The 17,314-nt window shown below is 35.7% G+C and carries 15 protein-coding genes and 1 pseudogene; 6 read left to right on the top strand and 10 right to left on the bottom strand.

What is annotated here, in order from left to right; all coding sequences use genetic code 11:
• Positions 1 to 406: 406 nt before the first annotated feature.
• Complete coding sequence (locus AC3WLU_RS25845) at positions 407 to 565, bottom strand: DUF1540 domain-containing protein (protein WP_065421195.1); 159 nt, start codon at positions 563 to 565, stop codon at positions 407 to 409.
• 427 nt (positions 566 to 992) lie between these two features.
• The gene (locus AC3WLU_RS25850) at positions 993 to 2,057 is read right to left on the bottom strand and encodes a sulfite oxidase (protein WP_413001966.1); all 1,065 of its coding nucleotides are present in this window, start codon (positions 2,055 to 2,057) and stop codon (positions 993 to 995) included.
• Between the two features lie 1,305 nt (positions 2,058 to 3,362).
• Between AC3WLU_RS25850 and AC3WLU_RS25855 the strand changes: the two genes are divergently transcribed.
• A complete protein-coding gene (locus AC3WLU_RS25855) occupies positions 3,363 to 3,815 on the top strand; it encodes a hypothetical protein (protein WP_413001964.1) in 453 nt (150 codons plus the stop codon).
• A 268-nt stretch (positions 3,816 to 4,083) separates the two neighbouring features.
• Here AC3WLU_RS25855 and AC3WLU_RS25860 read toward each other — a convergent pair whose 3' ends face one another.
• From AC3WLU_RS25860 to AC3WLU_RS25870, 3 genes are all read right to left on the bottom strand, one after another.
• Positions 4,084 to 4,398 carry an MTH1187 family thiamine-binding protein gene (locus tag AC3WLU_RS25860; RefSeq protein WP_057276246.1) on the bottom strand — a complete coding sequence of 105 codons (315 nt, stop codon included), beginning with the start codon at positions 4,396 to 4,398 and terminating at the stop codon, positions 4,084 to 4,086.
• A 243-nt stretch (positions 4,399 to 4,641) separates the two neighbouring features.
• A complete protein-coding gene (locus AC3WLU_RS25865; RefSeq protein ID WP_492598153.1) occupies positions 4,642 to 5,811 on the bottom strand; it encodes an MFS transporter in 1,170 nt (389 codons plus the stop codon).
• Between the two features lie 249 nt (positions 5,812 to 6,060).
• The gene (locus AC3WLU_RS25870; RefSeq protein ID WP_492598154.1) at positions 6,061 to 7,437 is read right to left on the bottom strand and encodes an aminotransferase-like domain-containing protein; all 1,377 of its coding nucleotides are present in this window, start codon (positions 7,435 to 7,437) and stop codon (positions 6,061 to 6,063) included.
• Positions 7,438 to 7,597: 160 nt separating this feature from the next.
• Here AC3WLU_RS25870 and AC3WLU_RS25875 point away from each other — a divergent pair, with 160 nt between their 5' ends.
• Positions 7,598 to 8,500: a DMT family transporter gene (locus AC3WLU_RS25875; protein WP_492598155.1), complete on the top strand. Its 903-nt coding sequence runs from the start codon at positions 7,598 to 7,600 to the stop codon at positions 8,498 to 8,500.
• A 454-nt stretch (positions 8,501 to 8,954) separates the two neighbouring features.
• Here AC3WLU_RS25875 and AC3WLU_RS25880 read toward each other — a convergent pair whose 3' ends face one another.
• The 3 genes and pseudogenes from AC3WLU_RS25880 to AC3WLU_RS25890 form a co-directional block, all read right to left on the bottom strand.
• Positions 8,955 to 9,161, bottom strand: coding sequence for a hypothetical protein (locus tag AC3WLU_RS25880; protein WP_492598156.1), 207 nt, complete (start codon positions 9,159 to 9,161; stop codon positions 8,955 to 8,957).
• Positions 9,162 to 9,438: 277 nt separating this feature from the next.
• Positions 9,439 to 9,621: pseudogene (locus AC3WLU_RS25885) on the bottom strand (GyrI-like domain-containing protein); the annotation flags it as partial.
• 130 nt (positions 9,622 to 9,751) lie between these two features.
• A complete protein-coding gene (locus AC3WLU_RS25890; protein ID WP_492598157.1) occupies positions 9,752 to 10,051 on the bottom strand; it encodes a hypothetical protein in 300 nt (99 codons plus the stop codon).
• 499 nt (positions 10,052 to 10,550) lie between these two features.
• Between AC3WLU_RS25890 and AC3WLU_RS25895 the strand changes: the two genes are divergently transcribed.
• The 3 genes from AC3WLU_RS25895 to AC3WLU_RS25905 all read left to right on the top strand — a co-directional run bounded on the left by AC3WLU_RS25895 (position 10,551) and on the right by AC3WLU_RS25905 (position 13,791).
• On the top strand, positions 10,551 to 11,642 hold the full coding sequence (locus AC3WLU_RS25895; protein ID WP_492598158.1) for a GerAB/ArcD/ProY family transporter: 1,092 nt from the start codon (positions 10,551 to 10,553) through the stop codon (positions 11,640 to 11,642).
• 324 nt (positions 11,643 to 11,966) lie between these two features.
• Positions 11,967 to 12,278 carry an ArsR/SmtB family transcription factor gene (locus AC3WLU_RS25900; protein ID WP_492598161.1) on the top strand — a complete coding sequence of 104 codons (312 nt, stop codon included), beginning with the start codon at positions 11,967 to 11,969 and terminating at the stop codon, positions 12,276 to 12,278.
• A gap of 337 nt (positions 12,279 to 12,615) precedes the next feature.
• Positions 12,616 to 13,791 (top strand): MFS transporter, encoded by a 1,176-nt coding sequence (locus AC3WLU_RS25905; RefSeq protein WP_492598159.1) that lies wholly within the window; start codon positions 12,616 to 12,618, stop codon positions 13,789 to 13,791.
• A gap of 588 nt (positions 13,792 to 14,379) precedes the next feature.
• Here the strand turns inward: AC3WLU_RS25905 and AC3WLU_RS25910 are convergent.
• Positions 14,380 to 14,961 carry a TetR/AcrR family transcriptional regulator gene (locus AC3WLU_RS25910; RefSeq protein ID WP_278089939.1) on the bottom strand — a complete coding sequence of 194 codons (582 nt, stop codon included), beginning with the start codon at positions 14,959 to 14,961 and terminating at the stop codon, positions 14,380 to 14,382.
• Positions 14,962 to 15,002: 41 nt separating this feature from the next.
• A complete protein-coding gene (locus tag AC3WLU_RS25915; RefSeq protein WP_492598160.1) occupies positions 15,003 to 15,500 on the bottom strand; it encodes an ester cyclase in 498 nt (165 codons plus the stop codon).
• Positions 15,501 to 15,808: 308 nt separating this feature from the next.
• Here AC3WLU_RS25915 and AC3WLU_RS25920 point away from each other — a divergent pair, with 308 nt between their 5' ends.
• A complete protein-coding gene (locus tag AC3WLU_RS25920; protein ID WP_492598162.1) occupies positions 15,809 to 16,981 on the top strand; it encodes an MFS transporter in 1,173 nt (390 codons plus the stop codon).
• Positions 16,982 to 17,314 lie beyond the last annotated feature (333 nt).

Here is a 17,314-nt window from a genome sequence, read left to right on the forward strand (position 1 = left end):
CCCAATTGAATATCGAGAAAAGGCCGCAGCTTAAAAAATACTCTTTTTTTATTGTCTACTTGACAGGGTTATGTGCAATCTGCCCTTCCTTTTTAACAGTTGGAATGACTCTTGATTGCCAAGACTAGAACATTATCATTACGACCAAACGTCCAACATTATATCCCGCTAATAGATACTTGCTTTAATAAAATTATTTTGTTCATAAAATTTATAAAGTTTTTAAATTGATTTTCAAGGTATATCCCTCTTTCATAGTCGTGCTAATTAAATTTTTTTTAAGGGGACAGTCCCCATTAAAAATGGGAAAGGAACCCGGTATGACTGCATACAGATAGGGGACTGTTCCTATTTCTCGAAATAAAAAACCGGGCGGCATCAGCCGTCCGGCCCATTCTGTATTCCATTATTGTTTGCGATGTTCAAAGGTTTTACATGCCGTTTCCTCAACATTGTCAGCGTCATTGTTATCAAGGCCCACGACATAAATGGAGTCGGCAACACATTGATTCCCCTCGGCCCAGTACGTACAATTCTCTACGTTACACAAAACTTCGAGTTTCATAGAATGTCTCCTCCTCTTTATCGTTTAGTAACATATCCCCGTTTTTGTATATGGATAAACTCACATAAGCTTTTTCCTTCTTCTATGGAACTACCCAAATGTCTGTAAAACCAAGCTCACACTCGCCTTCTTTGCTGACGATAAGAGAGCAGATAGATTGGAATTCACCATGCCTTCAGCTGTTTCTGGAGGCAATTATCAAAAGTCTGACGAAGTAGCCATACCTACTTAAACTAAGCCAGCTAATAGGATGTCAATATCTTTCTCTAAAATTTCCAATTCCCTTATGATATACTATTTTTGTTCATGACAAATAACCCTCCAAAACTCTTTTGGAAGGGTTTTTCTCTATATCACAAAACCGTTATTTGGCTAAATCCAAAAGTTTTTTTTTCAGCCGTTTTCATTTCCTGAAATAAAATTTAAGTCATTCTACCTTAACCTTAATCTTATCAATGGCATTATACCCATAACCTTTTTTATTCCAGAAAGGTAAATTAGGTTGAATTTGACCAAATGAATCTGTTGCTCTGGATTTAATCGTGTACTCACCTTTTTCTGATATATTCCATTCGAATGACCAACTAACCCATCCATAACCAACATTCTTATCAGGTAATATATCGGCGTTACTCCATGTATAGCCATCATCCATACTAATTTCCACTTTTGTAATAACTCCTTTTCCTGTCCATGCAATCCCTTTGATTAAATGCACACCTGTATTAATTTTTTCCATGTCCAGCGGTTTTTGGATAGTCGAATTGATATTTATTGCAGTGACCGGAAATGCATTTTGATCATTGTCTTTATTTGGATAATACATATAATCAATGTTTTGAAAAGGTCCATTGAAAGTAGTATTAATAACACTTATCTGCTTTATCCACTTAACAGATGCCATTGCATACCACTGCGGAACGATTAATCTCAATGGATAACCATGTTTAAAAGGAATTGGCTGGTTATTATACTCATATGCAATGATTGTATCCTGATGCAGTGCCTTCTCGATAGGCAAACTCCTCGTGTAGGTGTAAACCTCATCCAGATCGGTCCTAAGGCCATAATCATATCCCTCCACGACAACTTCTATTGCCCCTTCTCCTATGCCAGATAATTCAAGTAATGTCCGTAATGGTACACCTTTCCACTTCCCTTGACTAATGGCCCCCTTTTCCCATTGTTCTCCAAATGTTTTAGGTTCGAAGAGATTACGCTTGTCTCCCGAGCATTCAAGGACAACTTCAACCGTTTTGGATGGATATTGAAGAATGTCTTGCATGGACAGCAGTAATGGAGCTGATACTGCTCCATTTATAGGAAGCCAATAGTTTGAATAAGAAAGTGTCGGATAAGTAAAGTGGTTCCTTCTAAAAAATAATTGGTTTTCCACACTATCATTATTGATGAATTGAATGGGTGTCTCCTGATTTTCCGGCAGCAAACTACGCGTAGTTAAATAGGGTCTCACTTTTTGAGGTTTTGTCATGGTTCCCTCCTTATTAATATGAATCATTATAATGTATACTTCGTTACTGCCCACTTCATCCTACACACCATCTGTTTAAATCCAGTTTGTCTAATCCTACGGCCGATCCCTTTGCTCCATATTTGAATGGCTATTTGCTGTGCATTTTCTTGTAATAAGTAAGGTTAGGGGTCATTTAATTTCCAGTCTTCAGGATATTAATCCAATTGCACTTTTTAGTACTTTCGGTGCCTTTTTAATTCCTTCCGTTCCAACAAAACTGCTCGCACTCGCTATTAATATGCTTGAAGAAATGAATTTGACCACATAAAAAATTCCTGATCCAATAATTAGATCCAGGATTAAAAACCTTTTAATTGTTGAACCTTTTATTATATAAATAACGAATTGGTCGTTTTTCTTCATACTCAGAATGGTCACACCCTTATCTTTTTCTAAATGTTATGTCAAAGGGGGTTGTCATATTCTTGTGCATCTTGCCTTTACTATTTAATTAGAACTGCTTTCTGTTAGCGTTGGGCATAAAAACATATTTCTTTTGCTGCAATTTTGTGACGACTCCATTTGGTCGATATGAATGTCTTTCATTCCACCAATCTAAAATCCTTTACGAACTGAATGGGTTCTACAGATGGAATATTAACAAACTTGTCAAGGCGTTACAGCAGGAACAATAACTGGCAAACAAAAGAAACGATATCGGATAACTTTTTGGGTACTAGTTGCCCTTACAGTGTTTTCACTGCCAGGAGTTGATAACCCTTCATCTATGAATGGATATGATGTTATTGATCTAATTTTATTTTTTATTATCAATATGATTGCAATCTATCTTTTAGTCGGTATTTATAAAAAGAGAATGAGGAAAGAATAAGATTTCTTCTTGCCCTTTTTTGGCTTACTGATTCCACTGTTTTTACGTAACAGCATATGGACCATACTTTTAACTATCATTGGCTCAATTTACATTGTCTTATTTGCTCCTTATCATTCACTTGAGGAAACTAATATTTTCGATGTGAGTATTAATGCTATAGTCGAAATTGTCATGAATATCATGTTTGTCCATTATTGTAAGAAGATATATAACTAGGCAGCACCTATTTTGGTGCTTTTTTAAATTTGACTTCACAGTTTCACTTCTTCCTGACAGCTTCATTCATGCCTTATAGGTATCACGTTTCTTCCTATTAATTAAACAAACGAGAATCAAAAATGAAAAAAATTTGCTTCTTATCAGTTTCTTAGTACTAATCTCTTTTTCTCCTAATAAACTTAATAAACTAACTATTTAGGAGGGGTGCAATGTTTAATCAAAAACTGGATAATATTAGGCCGCTTATTTGTAAAATTAATGACGTCACTTACCAAAAGTACCATCTATATAAGAAATCATATGAGCATGAAGTTTTCGTCATAAAAGATTACGGTGAAGACCGCGGTATTACCAATAAAAGTATTGCATTATTCGAAGCAGTCAAGGATCATTTTGAGCGTTTTAAAATTGCTAAAATTACTAAAGAAATTAATAAAGATAATATTTTGCTCGATAGCGATCTCATCCTTATAGACAAAAAAGGAAATGAGCTACACCTTTCTGGTTGTAGTTGCGGGTATGCTGGCACTGGTTCACAGGGGACAGTTGAAATTTTGAATAAGGCTGGATTCGAGATAGATAGAAGGTTTGTGTTTTGTTCAAAAGGATTCACTCTTTTTCATCCAAATGAAGAAAAAGAACTTTATGGCAAACGTTTATAAATTATCCAGATAACGGTCTATATCTATCATTACCTAATCTCCTCAGCAATATATAAAATGGAAATGTATGAAATAAAAAATAAAAAAGCCTTGGGAACTGATAAATCAGTATACCAAGGCTTTAAAGCTATTAATACATTGACATTAATTAAAAATCATTAATGAAACTCGGGATATATCTATGAAGAACAGCAATATATCGACGAAATTCAGGATATATCTCCGAAAAACAGCATTATCTACATTTCACTGTTAATTACAAAACCTGTTATTCCTCAAGCATGCCCTTCACTCGCTCAACTTTGTCTTCCATCCTGCGTTCTTTATCACGACGGTCATCGATTCGGATATTCGTACAAACTCTAGCAAGACCTTTTTCAAAAGGTACTTCGTGCATCGCTTGGATCACTTCAAACAATTTAGGCAGGTCGCCTTCAATGATTGTATTCATGGGTGTCAATTGAAAACGAATTTCCCCCTTCTCTTCATATTGCTTTAATACTCTTTGAATATCCGCCACATAGCTGCTAACACTTGGAGTTTGTGTACCGACAGGAATAACCGTTACATCAACTATTGCCATTCTTATTCACCAATCCTTTATATGTATTTCAATCAAGAAGCATCCATCCTATAGAAGACGGATGTTTTTTACTATTATAACTCAAACTTCGCACCTGGGAAATTTGAGAGGAGCTTTGAAGTTTGCGATTCGTGAATCAAAGCACTTCATCCCTTACGAGTAGAACTGGATGTATTCCAGTTCTACTCATTTTGGTATTCCAGCTAACAAATCCACCTCTATTAAAATAGAGGTGGGTTTGTTTTAAATAGATTTATTATGCCTTATCTTTTCATTTATATAATCCTTATAGACTAACACAGCAACAACAATAAAACTTAGACTAACAATCCTGAAGATCATCTCTAAACTGATCCATTCTGCTAAAATACCTAATACAAACGCGCTAACTCCAACACCAACGTCAAAACTGGAAAAAAAGGTTGCGTTGGCTGCTCCTCTTTTTTCTTCACTTACCTTTTGAACAGTCCATGTTTGTAAACATGGCATAACGGTACCATAACCTGCCCCAAATAAAATCGCAGCAACGATGAGTTGAGATTCATTTGTCGTATATGACAGGATAACAAGTGAAAAGAATCCTAACACAGCCGCCATAATGATAATAGACCAAGGTCCTTTTTTGTCATACCATTTTCCGGTAAACGGACGTAGTAAAGTTGAGACAGTTGCATTGATAAGGAAGAATAGAAAAATATGATCTACTTCCCTTTGCTTCCCAAAAAGAACCAAAAATGTGATGATAGCCCCAAAACCTAGTGTTGTAATAACCGTAAGTAACGCTTGGAACCATACGTCTTTTTCAAAAATCATATCCAAAAAGCGAAATGGCTTCTTCTCACGCTTAACAATAGTAGGTGAATAGACAAATTGAAGCGCAAGTACTGCCAATAAGCTCAATACGGCTGATGACCATATCAATATATCGAAGGAAAAAGAGTCATAGATAAGGATGCCTATACTCGGTGCAACGATAGCCCCGACCGTTGTGGATATAGAAAAATACCCTATCCCTTCTCCTAAGCGTGTCTTAGGAATAAAATCCACTACCATTGTACTGTTAGCTGTGGTTGATACCCCCCATGCTGCACCATGGAAAAGCCGTAACAATAGAAGAAGCCATATTATATTAAGAAACGGATATAGAATTGTAATGACCATTAAAGCTGCACTTGCACAAATGGCCAGACTTTTCCTCTGGCTATCCATTAAATAGTAACCTACAAAAGGCCTGATTAAAACAGCACCTATCGTAAATAATGATGTTACTAGACCAACTTGAATGGAAGATGCATTCATGCTTAACAAATAGGCAGGCAAAATAGGAAGCATCATTTCAAACCCAATAAAAACTAAAAAGTTGCTTATAAATAAAAAAAGAAATGATTTATTAAAGATTCTTTGATTTTTCATATGATTATTCCTCGCTTCTAAATTATTTTTCTAAGTTAGAAGCGTTTGGAACACCGAAACATTTTTCAATTGCCTAAGGTTTTTAGTCAATTGACTCACCCTCTCTTAACCCCTTAAAATATCAAACAATCATATCAGAACCTACCCTTATAAACAAGCAGCTCTATTTTAAATAACTTTATAGGAAGGAATTAAGTGAGCGACAAGTTTAAGATTATTTAGGTTGTGACCGGAAAAACCCGACACTTTCTAAATGAGTAAAAAGTTATTGGGAGTACTATGTTTTTTTCTACTGTCAAGTAAAGCAAGACAGTGAGCCAATCGCTCTACCCCTAGTTTAATTTGACTCTCGTTCACTTGAGAGATGCATAAACGAACGAGATTCTCCTTTTTATATTCTGCTAAAAACATTCTGGAGGCATCATCAACATATATATGCTGCTCGTTTAGCATATGAACCACCTGTTTTGCTTTCACATTCTTGGGCAAACTGATGGAAAGATAGAATCCGGAATTCGGTTTAGAAAAAGAAGTATTAGCCGGCAGGAATAATTCACATGCTTCTTGAAGGATTTGCATTTTAGTTCGGTATACCACTTTTACATTTTTGAGATGATTATTAAACATACCGCTTTTTAAATAGATTTCTAGCGCACCTTGAGAAAGTGCTGAACTATTAAAATCCGAACTGAATTTATAACGTAAAAAGTTGTTCATCATTAATGCAGGAAGAACGACAGTCCCAATCCTTAACCCTGGGAGAAAAATTTTCGAAAGGCTTTTAATATAAATCACTCTCCCAGAAGGATCAAAAGAAAATAAAGGATCGGATTTTGGATTTGGATCAAGGTCTCCTAAAATATCATCCTCCACTATGTATACATCGTATTTTTCTGCTAACTCAACGATTTTTCTCTTTTCGCCATTCGTGTAACTATGTCCAAGTGGATTGTGAAATCTCGGGATAATATAGAAAAACTTTATATCATTATTTCGAAAAATGTATTCCAGTCGATCAAGATCTATTCCTTCCATTGATAATTCGATCCCAAAAGTGGTCGCTTGATGCAGATTGATGGACTCGATAAATCCAAAATAAGTAGGCTGTTCAATTAGAATATTGTTTTTTCCATTTGGAAATGGCATAGAAACTAATAAATGGAGGGCTTGCTGCGAGCCAGAGACAACGACTAATCTTTCTGGTTTAGTGAAGACCTGTAAATTCTCCAAATATTTCACCAACTGTACTCGCAGTGAGTAAAGCCCTTGTTGATCGGAGTATGTAAATAGCTCTTCTTTGTAATGATCAATTGCTTGATTCATACAATGTTGAAATTCAACATAAGGCATAACATTTTTATCTGGACCGGCAGACAAAAAATCAATCACCTCATTCTCTTCCTTCGCTTTTTGATATTCATTCACAACATAGTAGCCGCTTTTAGGAACAGAATAAATTAAATGCTCTTTTTCAAGTTCTGCATATGCTTTAATTACCGTATTTTTGCTACATGAAAAATACTCAGATAATTGACGAACAGAAGGAAGTTTACTGCCTGCAATTAGTGAACCATCTTCTAGGCGAAGCTTAATGTCTTCCATTATCATTATATATTTTGAGTTCATATATTAATCCCCCTCCAACTGTACCAGGACAGATAGGTAAAAAAACGGTTTATTTTTATTGAATGTACTCATAGTATGTTAATTATATCAGAACTGTTTTTAAGATAAGTGAAAAATGGTACAGATGTGGTACAAAGTATAAAGATTGGGGTTGGAAAAGATGCTGGGGGAAACAAGAGAAAAATTCGGATTATTTTTGGGATTGGTGGGTGTCATTTGTTTTAGCTTAACGCTCCCCGCTACAAGTATTGCTGTAGAGTATTTTGGGACTACGGTCGTCGGTTTAGGAAGAACGGTTGTTGCTGCTATTTTAGTAGCGGTGGTATTGATCGTTCGAAAGGAAAAACTGCCTTCTCCAAGTCAATTCAAAAGTCTACTTATTGTTGCTGTTGGTGCAGTTTTAGGATTTCCTCTCCTCACTTCTTGGGCAATGGAATCCTTGCCTGTTTCTCATGGAGCTGTGGAAGTAGCCCTGTTACCGTTAGCAACAGCTGGATTTGCTATGTTTAGGGCAGGTGAAATCCCTTCAATCAAATTCTGGGTTTCAAGTATAATCGGCTCTTTAGCTGTCATTATGTATGCACTTCATCTTGGATTCGGCCAATTGCAATTAGCCGATTTAGCTTTACTGGCAGCAGTGACCATACTGGGACTTAGTTACGCAGAAGGGGGGAAATTAGCGAAAGAATTAGGCAGCTGGCAAGTGATTGCTTGGGCCATTATGATCGGTGCTCCATTTTTCATTATTCCAGTTGGACTAAACCTTTCAACTGAAATGCTCCATGCCCCTATCCAAGCTTGGGTTAGCTTAATTTATCTCGCAGTGGTTAGTCAATTTCTAGCATATGTTGCTTGGTATAGCGGAATGGCTATGGGCGGAATAGCAAGGGTTAGTCAGATTCAATACTTACAACCATTTTTGATGATTGTATTTGCAACAGTATTTCTAGATGAATCCATCACATTTTTCACCATTGTAATAGCAGTAATTGTTGTCTTTTCTGTCATATTAGGCAAAAATGCTCCCGTAACAAAAAAAGTAGCTGTATCAGGGAAAAGCTAACTGCATTTAGAACAACCGAATTCCAATAGATGAAAGAGACCGACAGTCATGAATATGGATTCAAAATAAAAATCAACAATATCATAGGGAAACTAAGTTATGTCAAAATCATCCATTGTAAGGACAAAAGTTAATTTTTGATCAACTGAACGAATTTCGAATACGGATGAGCAACAGATTTCATTATTAATGAAATCAAATCTAAAGAAATAATAGAATGTTACTGCCTAACGGGAGTGTTGATCAAGGATTAACGCTCTTTCTTTTTCAAATTAGGCTTAAATTTCGTATTGTAAAATCCTTATATGTAAAAGCTTTCATATTCATTAGATCTTCCAGATTCCACGACTTAGTTTCAATGGCTTCTTAACCGTTTTCTTTCCTTATCATTGTTCATCGTTCTCACCGCCATAAAAAAGCACCCAAACCAATGGATGCCTTCTCCTTTTATTCATCAATTTTTGACTTCTTTCAGTAGATCATTTCTATACGAAATTGCATCTCGTTCAAAAACTTTTTTAAACCTGTTTTCGTACTCTTCACGGGTTATTAGACCTTTTTCTTCCAGTAATTCCACTATAGTTCTAACCCTTACTCTACTCGACACTAATTCGTTTGTCATATTGGACAATAAAATACTGATTTTCTCATCATCATTCATTTTCTCATCCCCTTTGTTTAACTAATTTGACAAAAGGGACCAATTCCCTGCAAAAAAAAGCACCCAAAATAATAGATGCTAATGTTTTTAAATAAGTAAAATAAGAGTGGTGTTTGTTCCTCTTTTACACCCTCATATAAACTATGAGCCATACCATAACACCATATTATGGATAACTTTATTGCGTCCTATGGTAATAATGCACCTTTTACTCTATGTAAACTCCTTCAATCTTTGCTACATAAAATAATGAATAATGTTAACAGCTAAGTTTATGCTATTCTATCGGCTTAACCTTATATCTTAATTTTGGAGGTTCAACTTTCCTAAAATCTGAAAGATATATTTCTCTATGTTGTAATGACGTTTTTTCCAGATTATTATTTTTCATGAATTCATTCATTACTTTAAAACTTTGAGGTTCATCATCATATGGACCAACATGAAGCATTTGGACTGATAACCCATCTTGAAATGTACCGAACCTTACATCATTTAGAAATGGATGTGGTTTCTTTTTTTCTACATGTTCAAATGCTTTCCACTATATCCTTTGTTACAAATTCTGGTTGTCTAATCATGATCGTATATTATAATTCATCTTTATTTAAAGTATCTAGTTTCTTACCCTCTTCCGTTAAACCCCAAATCCCTTCTAATGGATATACGGTATATTCAAAATATCCAGCTGGAGTGTATCCTTGCTTCGGCATCATCCTGACCGCATAAGCCAATGAATAAAGAACACCTATCTTTTCAGCGAATTCGTGCTCATTTGGATTTCCTTTTCCCTTTAACAAAAAAAATTTCTGTCCTGGAATTGATACAAGTTCAGATTCTTGTTTTGGGATATACAAATTCTTCTCTCGTTTTCTCCATTCGTGCTTCATTAGTTTTTGTTCCCTTATATATATTTTTTCCATTCATCAAGAAATTAACAAACAGTTTGTCATCTTATTATTAAAGGACAATAGTTCCTCTAAACGTTCATCCACAACCTTTTTATTACCCGTGCGGAAAAGAACATCATTATGATAAATCTACCCTTTGTCCTAATATTTCTTTTTATCACTCATCTATTATACCCCCGCTGTTGTTCCGGGATAAGACTTTCCACCTATCTTTCGGAAGAGGGCATCCCGATTCTCTATTTCCCTTCTTTGTCCGCTCACGCTTGAACATTCCTTATTGTAAGCCATCTCCATCGCTGTCCACATATGTCTGTTCCTTGTCTAATGCCTCATGAAAATCGTTTCGATTAAATGTTAGCTCTCAACTTAAGGATCCATACTAAAATTCCATTCACAATATAATCGATCTTTTTGAATAGATTTCACTTATAAAAGCCAGATTATTAAAATATATGAGTGATACAAATGAGGGTCCTACATGAATCAAGCTGGTGTTAACGAAAAATATAAGGTATCGCCATTTTATGTGTTTTTTTTAGTGCATTCCATGCAAACTGGATTAGGCGTATTGAGTTTTCAAAGAGATTTGGCTAAAGCGACGGGAACCGATGGCTGGTTATCCATACTCCTAGCTGGATTGATTGTTCATATATTAATTTGGCTAATCTATAAGATATTTAGTTTTGTTCCTGGCGATATAATCTCCTCTAATAATCATGCATTCGGGAAATGGATTGGTAATTTCTTCAGTCTTTTATTTATTCTTTACTTTTTTATCCTTGGAATGACGATCATAATCGGTTATATAAATGTCATTCATGTTTGGATGTTTGAAGAGGTACCTTCTTGGGCATTTGCTTTGGTTTTCCTTATCTTGATTTATTATATAAATACAGGGGGATTCCGAACCATTACGGGTATTGCCTTCTTAACTGTAATAGTTTCATACTGGCTTTTATTTGTACCTTTTTATGGTTTTAAATACTCTGATTTCACCGGTTTCCTTCCTATTTTCCATCATAATTTATTCGAAATAATGGAAGGAACTAAAAGTTTTTCATTATCCATGCTTGGATTTGAAATGATACTGATGTATTATCCATTCATCAAAAATGCTGAAAGATCGCAAAAGTATGCTCACGGAGGAGTTGTGCTCACTACGTTATTGAGCTTATTACTTTATTTTGTATCGATAGTCTTTTATTCCCAGAAACATTTGACCCTTACTCTATACCCAACACTAACATTGACCAGTATTATTGAGTTGCCCTTTATTCAACGGTTCGAATACATAACTGTTTCTTGGTGGACCATCATTATCATACCCAATATGGTCATTCCTTTGTGGGCTGCCAGCAGGGGGATCAAGCGCTTATTCAATGTCCAGCAAAAGTATCCCTTATGGGGAATGTCCATAATCATACTACTTGTGAATATACTTTTTTATGATATCGATTCCTTATATATATTAAATAAAATAATCAATCCCTACATCGTATGCTTCATTGTTATATATTTGCCTCTTCTTTTTGTTTTCATAAGCATTAAAAAATCGCGGAACCGGTTATGAAAAAGTTTGAAATTCCTAGTGATACTGTATAAAACGAGCCCACTATCACGAATTGTCGCCATCAGATAAATATCAATTCCTTCACCAAATAAGTTCGGGCTAGGAAAACAAAAGGAAGACCACTTATTGTGGTCTTCCTTTATACCCTTTGGAACTAAACCAACTAATAAGAAGTAAATATCTTTCACAAAAAATTTCTTTTCCATTTGAGGCTGCCAAGCGACTTGGAAACGAAGAGATAGTCGATTTGTTGAGTACGAATATGTGAGAATAGAAATTCCATGTCCTATTTACAAATCTATAAAAGTAGATATAATAGTTGTTATGGAACCTTCATTAATTTATAAAGCATTATCAAACGATACTAGACGTCAAATCTTATTATGGCTAAAGAATCCAGAAAAGTTTTTTGACGAAAAGCCTTATTTAGAACAAGGAATTAGTTTTCAAGTTGGAGTATGTGTAGGAGATATCCAGCTCAAATCTGGCTTAGCCCAATCTGTTGTTTCTAGTTATTTATTAACTATGAAAAATGCAGGATTATTAGAATCCGAACGCATTGGGAAATGGACGTATTATCGGCGAAATGAAAAAAAAATACAAGAATTTTCCGATTATGTCCAAAACGAAATATAAAGTGAAACTTGAATCAGTGGGAGTTTTCTTTGCCCTCACTGATTCTTAGTCTTCTCGAATTCAGCTTTTAAAGGAAGCCGGTTCTCCACCACCATTTTACGAACCTTACTGCTATTTCATGCAAGACAAATAGAAAGGAGGATTTTTTTTAAGATTTCATATCTAATTATATAGATATCTATAATTGTATGTTTAAAGAGAACAATGACATTTTTAGTGATATCCCCTTGCAACAATACCCAACTATTTTTTACGTTAATGAATTGGATCCCTATAAATTTTAAGCATTTATGTATACATACTATTAAAATCAATATAAGAATGGAGAATTTTATAAATGAAAAAAGTAAACCATCTACTTATTATTATGCTAGCAGTAGGTGTATTTGGAATTATTACAACAGAGATGAGTATTGTCGGCGTATTACCACAAATCACTCAAAAATTTGGAATTTCAACTGCACAAGCCGGATTATTAGTAAGTATATTTGCTCTAGTTGTTGCGATTTCTGGACCATTTTTAATACTGCTCGTATCTGGGATTAATCGTAAAATACTTTTATTAACTGCAATATCTATTTTTGCTATCTCTAATATGATTTACGCTTATACAACACAATTTGAAATTATGCTTATTTTTCGTATTCTACCAGCAGCACTTCACCCACTCTTCTTTTCAATCGCTCTTGTAACTGCTGCTAAACTTGTCCCTCCAGAAAATAGCGGTCAAGCAGTTACAAAAGTTTTTACGGGAATTACAGTTGGATTTGCTTTAGGTGTACCATTGACTTCTTACCTTGCAGAACAGTTTTCATTAGAAATTGCGTTCCTATTTGGAGCATTTGTAAATGCTCTCGCATTTACCGGAATATTGATTTTGCTTCCTTCTATGCCCGTTGAAGAAAAAATGTCTTTTGGCAAGCAAATTCGTATATTGCGTAAATCAGCATTATGGTTAAATATCGCAACTGTTACCTTTCTTTTTGCAGCCATGTTTTCAGTTTACAGTTACTTTGCCGAGTACCTTGCAAAAGTAACAGACATGAATAGATCTCTTATCAGTATCATGCTATTCATATTTGGTGTCACTATGATTTTAGGTAATCATTTATTTGGAGTTTTTCTGCAAAAAAGTATAGTAAATACCGTAATATTTTTCCCAATTTTATATTCAGTCGTTTATTTATTGGTTTATTATTTAGGGTCTTATCTTATTCCCATGATTTTTATGGTATTCATTTGGGGAATCGTACATTCCGGCGGTTTAATTGTTGGTCAAACATGGTTAATAAGTGAGGCAAAAGAAGCTCCGGAATTTGGCAATAGCTTATTCGTCTCGTTTTCCAACCTTGGAATTGCATTAGGAACCTATATTGGCGGCTCGTTCATTTCTCAATTAGGCATTCACCAGCTTATCTGGAGCGGATTCACATTTACACTGCTTTCGTTATTATTGATCATCATAAAACTAAAATTTTTTAACTCTAGTAACCAAGCATCGTTATCAAGCTAACATAATCTTATATTCATACGATCATGTTGCTTTTAATTAAAGCTTTCAATTTTGATATAAGTTCAAATATAATGAGCATGTTTAGAGAAAAAAGATTGATCAAAACATGCTCTTATTTAATATTATTTTTTAATCCTGCGAATTAGCGAGTATTCGTGAGCATTATCTAATAAACTGAGGGAGTTTATTAAGATTAATTCTTTTTTCGGGAAGCTATCTTCAATTAAACATCAGTTAATGTGAACTGAATCATTTATTGAAGTATACTTTACTAATACTAGTTAGTATTGCTGTTAACTAATTGCAAAAATATCAGGTGAAAACTCAATCGTATTGTTGCTTTAAATAAAGTTTCATCAAATTGATACTCATAACCTTGATAAACGAAGAAAAAGCGTGTTTTGAAAAAAGATTGATCAAAATACGCTTTTAATATAATAATGAATCATTCTTTTATTAAAAAAACTTGCCGAAACTGGTTAATAAAAATTAGCATTACAGCTGCAATCGATTTTATAGATTGGGTTTTATACCCCCACTTTATTCAAGGAGACTGACATGATTGATAAAACTGGAATTTTGATAAATTTATTTTAATAATGATAATATCGTCGCTACAGAATTTTCTACAAATGAACGCTCTGGTCGAGATTTCATCAACACGGTAAGTCCGACTAATGAAACGACTAGTGTCTGTGCTAAAACTTTAGCATTAAGGCTGCTTTCGAGCTCACCTGAGCGAATACCTCGGACAATCGTTTCTTGAAATATGATCGAAAGATACATCTGATGCTCCCTTGTAAGGATTTCAAATTTTTCATCGTGAGGGGCAAGTTCCACCATTGTATTAATGCAAAAACATCCCTTGTTCGGACTTTCTTTATATTCCTCTTCCACCAAATCTTCAAAAAATGTGTGAAATGCTTCCTTTACTGATAGATTGTTTTGAAGTTTTTTTCGAATATGGGAAGCATGTTGCTTTGTATATTTGCGTAATGCAGCCTCAAACAATTTCTCTTTGTCTCCAAAAGCTGAGTATAAGCTTGGTCGTTGTATCCCCATTTTGGCAGTCAAATCGCTTAGCGAAGTAGCCTTGTACCCCTTCTCCCAAAAAAGCAACATAGCATCATCCAACGCTTTTTCCTCATCAAATTCACGTTGTCGAACCATAATAAATCCCTCATTTCAAAAAAAATTTCTTCACTAGATAATTAATCTTGTTCTTGATTCTTTTTTATTTGCTCAATGATTCCGAATCTGTCCACTTGAATCCAGTATTCCACTATTTTTCGATCCTCTAATCGGTATACGGCACTACCTATTTCAATAACCTCTTTATTTGTAGGCAGATAACCCTCATACTCTCCAATATGCATTCCTGTCTGCTTCCATCTGACATGAACTTTTTGATTTTGAGAAATTAATTCTTGAATTTCAATTTTGAATTTCCCCCATGAATCTATCATTTCTCTTATATGATCAGCATAATTCTCAGGTGACCTTTTAATTGTCACCATGCTTTCTGAATTCACTTGATGTGCTCTTACCTCCTTCGCCATAAAAAACTTTGCTTGTTCGGGATTGCAACCTGATCTGACAACTTCAAAGAAGCTTTTTATAATCTCTTCGTTTGTCTGTAGGAATTTTGGAGTTGGTGAATCGCCCCCAGATAATTCAGTTAATTCGTTATTCCCCGGTATTTGATTCATGGATAATTAATCCCCCTTTTAATTACCAATCGGTATATTATGATTTTATTTAATTAAAGTCCTATTGTCAAATTGTGATCATTTTTTCAAGGACAGCATTCAAATAACTGCATAACTTACTTGACATCAAAACGTTTTGTTGGTTATCCTTATAAGGAATCATTTCATACCGAACGATATATTATACTGTTAAGTACAAAAAGGGGGTGTAAGTAATGGTAAAGGTGAAGGATAAAGAAAAAACAACAATTAAAGTTGAAGATCATGATACGAAAACGGTTCAGTTACAAATAGTATCCGGATCAACCATGACTCGCTATATGGCACTATTGTTTGCAACAGCCTGTGGGATGGCTGTCGCCAACATTTACTATGCACAACCGTTGCTAGACTCTCTGGCGACCGATTTCGGTATCGCCCATTCATCCATCGGCATTGTCATTACCATTACTCAGCTTTGTTACGCGCTAGGACTGCTACTGCTAGTACCGCTCGGTGATCTACTGAATCGACGTCGGCTAATCATCGGTCAGATGCTTTTATCCGTGTTGTCTCTGATTGTGGTTGGCATCGCCCCCATCATCACAGTGCTTTTCACGGGGTTAGCTGCGGTCGGACTGCTTGCTGTGGTGACTCAGGTGCTCGTAGCGTTCGCATCGACTTTGGCTGCCCCAGCCGAGCGTGGACGTATAGTCGGCTTGGTGCAAAGTGGAGTCGTGATCGGCATTTTGCTCGCACGAACATTCGCTGGTGTACTAACCGATCTCGCCGGTTGGCGTTCGGTCTATCTAGTTTCTGCCGCCATGATGCTCATCATGACTGGCGTGTTGTTCAGAGTACTCCCGCTTGATGAAAGCGAAAGAGAGTCACTATCCTATCCGCAGCTGCTTCGTTCGGTGCTCACATTGTTCATGCAAGAACGAATCCTACGCATCCGCGGAGTACTGGCTCTGCTGATTTTTACCGCGTTTAGTACATTGTGGACTTCGTTGGTGCTTCCTCTCAGTGCTCCACCATACTCTCTTTCACATACCGCTATTGGAGCGTTTGGTCTTGCTGGAGTTGCCGGAGCATTAGCTGCTGCTCGTGCTGGGGGTCTGGCTGATCGAGGTTTAGGGCAGCGAACAACCTGCATAGCCCTAGTTTTATTGCTAGCATCATGGTTCCTAATCAGCTTTACCGAACACTCACTGATCGCATTAGTTATTGGCGTTATCTTTCTTGACCTGGCTGTGCAAGCAGTACATGTCACCAATCAGAGTATGATTTTCACAGTGCGTCCTGAGGCGAGAAGCCGACTTACTGCTGCTTACATGATTTTTTATTCCATCGGCAGTGCCATGGGTTCAATTGTTTCAACCAATATATACGCAAACTACGGATGGATCGGAGTATGTCTATTTGGTGCCTCTGTCAGCGCTTTGGCCCTTTTGTATTGGGTAATAACCTACCGTCTAACGGAGCAGGTTAGAGAGAAATAATAACGATTTTTATGTTGGTTTGAAATTTTTCAAGTCTTAAAATCATACAAAGTTACAAAAAGGGGTGATACATATTAGTCATGTTTAATATGTATCACCCCTTTTACTTCTTGTTCAACAAACGCACGCTTATATACAGAGTTTTTCCAAAGCAGTGCAGCTTTATTTCAAATATACACTTATTCGATTAAATGGCCCAATTGTTGAACAAAGATCAAACAGTACTCTTAAACTAAATTGCCCCGATAATTCCATAATCGAGTAGGGGGAAAATAAGTTTATTTTCGCCCCTCTCACAACACCGTACGTACGGTTCGCGTATACGGCGTTTCA

The organism is Peribacillus sp. FW305-BF15, assembly GCF_058783805.1.

Bases quoted from the DNA above. Each gene is read 5' to 3' on its own strand.
- AC3WLU_RS25865 (WP_492598153.1), bottom strand. From the start codon at position 5,811: ATGAAAAATCAAAGAATCTTTAATAAATCATTTCTTTTTTTATTTATA.
- AC3WLU_RS25855 (WP_413001964.1), top strand. From the start codon at position 3,363: ATGTTTAATCAAAAACTGGATAATATTAGGCCGCTTATTTGTAAAATT.
- AC3WLU_RS25895 (WP_492598158.1), top strand. From the start codon at position 10,551: ATGAATCAAGCTGGTGTTAACGAAAAATATAAGGTATCGCCATTTTAT.
- AC3WLU_RS25845 (WP_065421195.1), bottom strand. From the start codon at position 565: ATGAAACTCGAAGTTTTGTGTAACGTAGAGAATTGTACGTACTGGGCC.
- AC3WLU_RS25910 (WP_278089939.1), bottom strand. From the start codon at position 14,961: ATGGTTCGACAACGTGAATTTGATGAGGAAAAAGCGTTGGATGATGCT.
- AC3WLU_RS25900 (WP_492598161.1), top strand. From the start codon at position 11,967: ATGGAACCTTCATTAATTTATAAAGCATTATCAAACGATACTAGACGT.
- AC3WLU_RS25860 (WP_057276246.1), bottom strand. From the start codon at position 4,398: ATGGCAATAGTTGATGTAACGGTTATTCCTGTCGGTACACAAACTCCA.
- AC3WLU_RS25880 (WP_492598156.1), bottom strand. From the start codon at position 9,161: ATGAATGATGATGAGAAAATCAGTATTTTATTGTCCAATATGACAAAC.
- AC3WLU_RS25890 (WP_492598157.1), bottom strand. From the start codon at position 10,051: ATGAAGCACGAATGGAGAAAACGAGAGAAGAATTTGTATATCCCAAAA.
- AC3WLU_RS25875 (WP_492598155.1), top strand. From the start codon at position 7,598: ATGCTGGGGGAAACAAGAGAAAAATTCGGATTATTTTTGGGATTGGTG.
- AC3WLU_RS25850 (WP_413001966.1), bottom strand. From the start codon at position 2,057: ATGACAAAACCTCAAAAAGTGAGACCCTATTTAACTACGCGTAGTTTG.
- AC3WLU_RS25905 (WP_492598159.1), top strand. From the start codon at position 12,616: ATGAAAAAAGTAAACCATCTACTTATTATTATGCTAGCAGTAGGTGTA.
- AC3WLU_RS25870 (WP_492598154.1), bottom strand. From the start codon at position 7,437: ATGAACTCAAAATATATAATGATAATGGAAGACATTAAGCTTCGCCTA.
- AC3WLU_RS25915 (WP_492598160.1), bottom strand. From the start codon at position 15,500: ATGAATCAAATACCGGGGAATAACGAATTAACTGAATTATCTGGGGGC.
- AC3WLU_RS25920 (WP_492598162.1), top strand. From the start codon at position 15,809: ATGACTCGCTATATGGCACTATTGTTTGCAACAGCCTGTGGGATGGCT.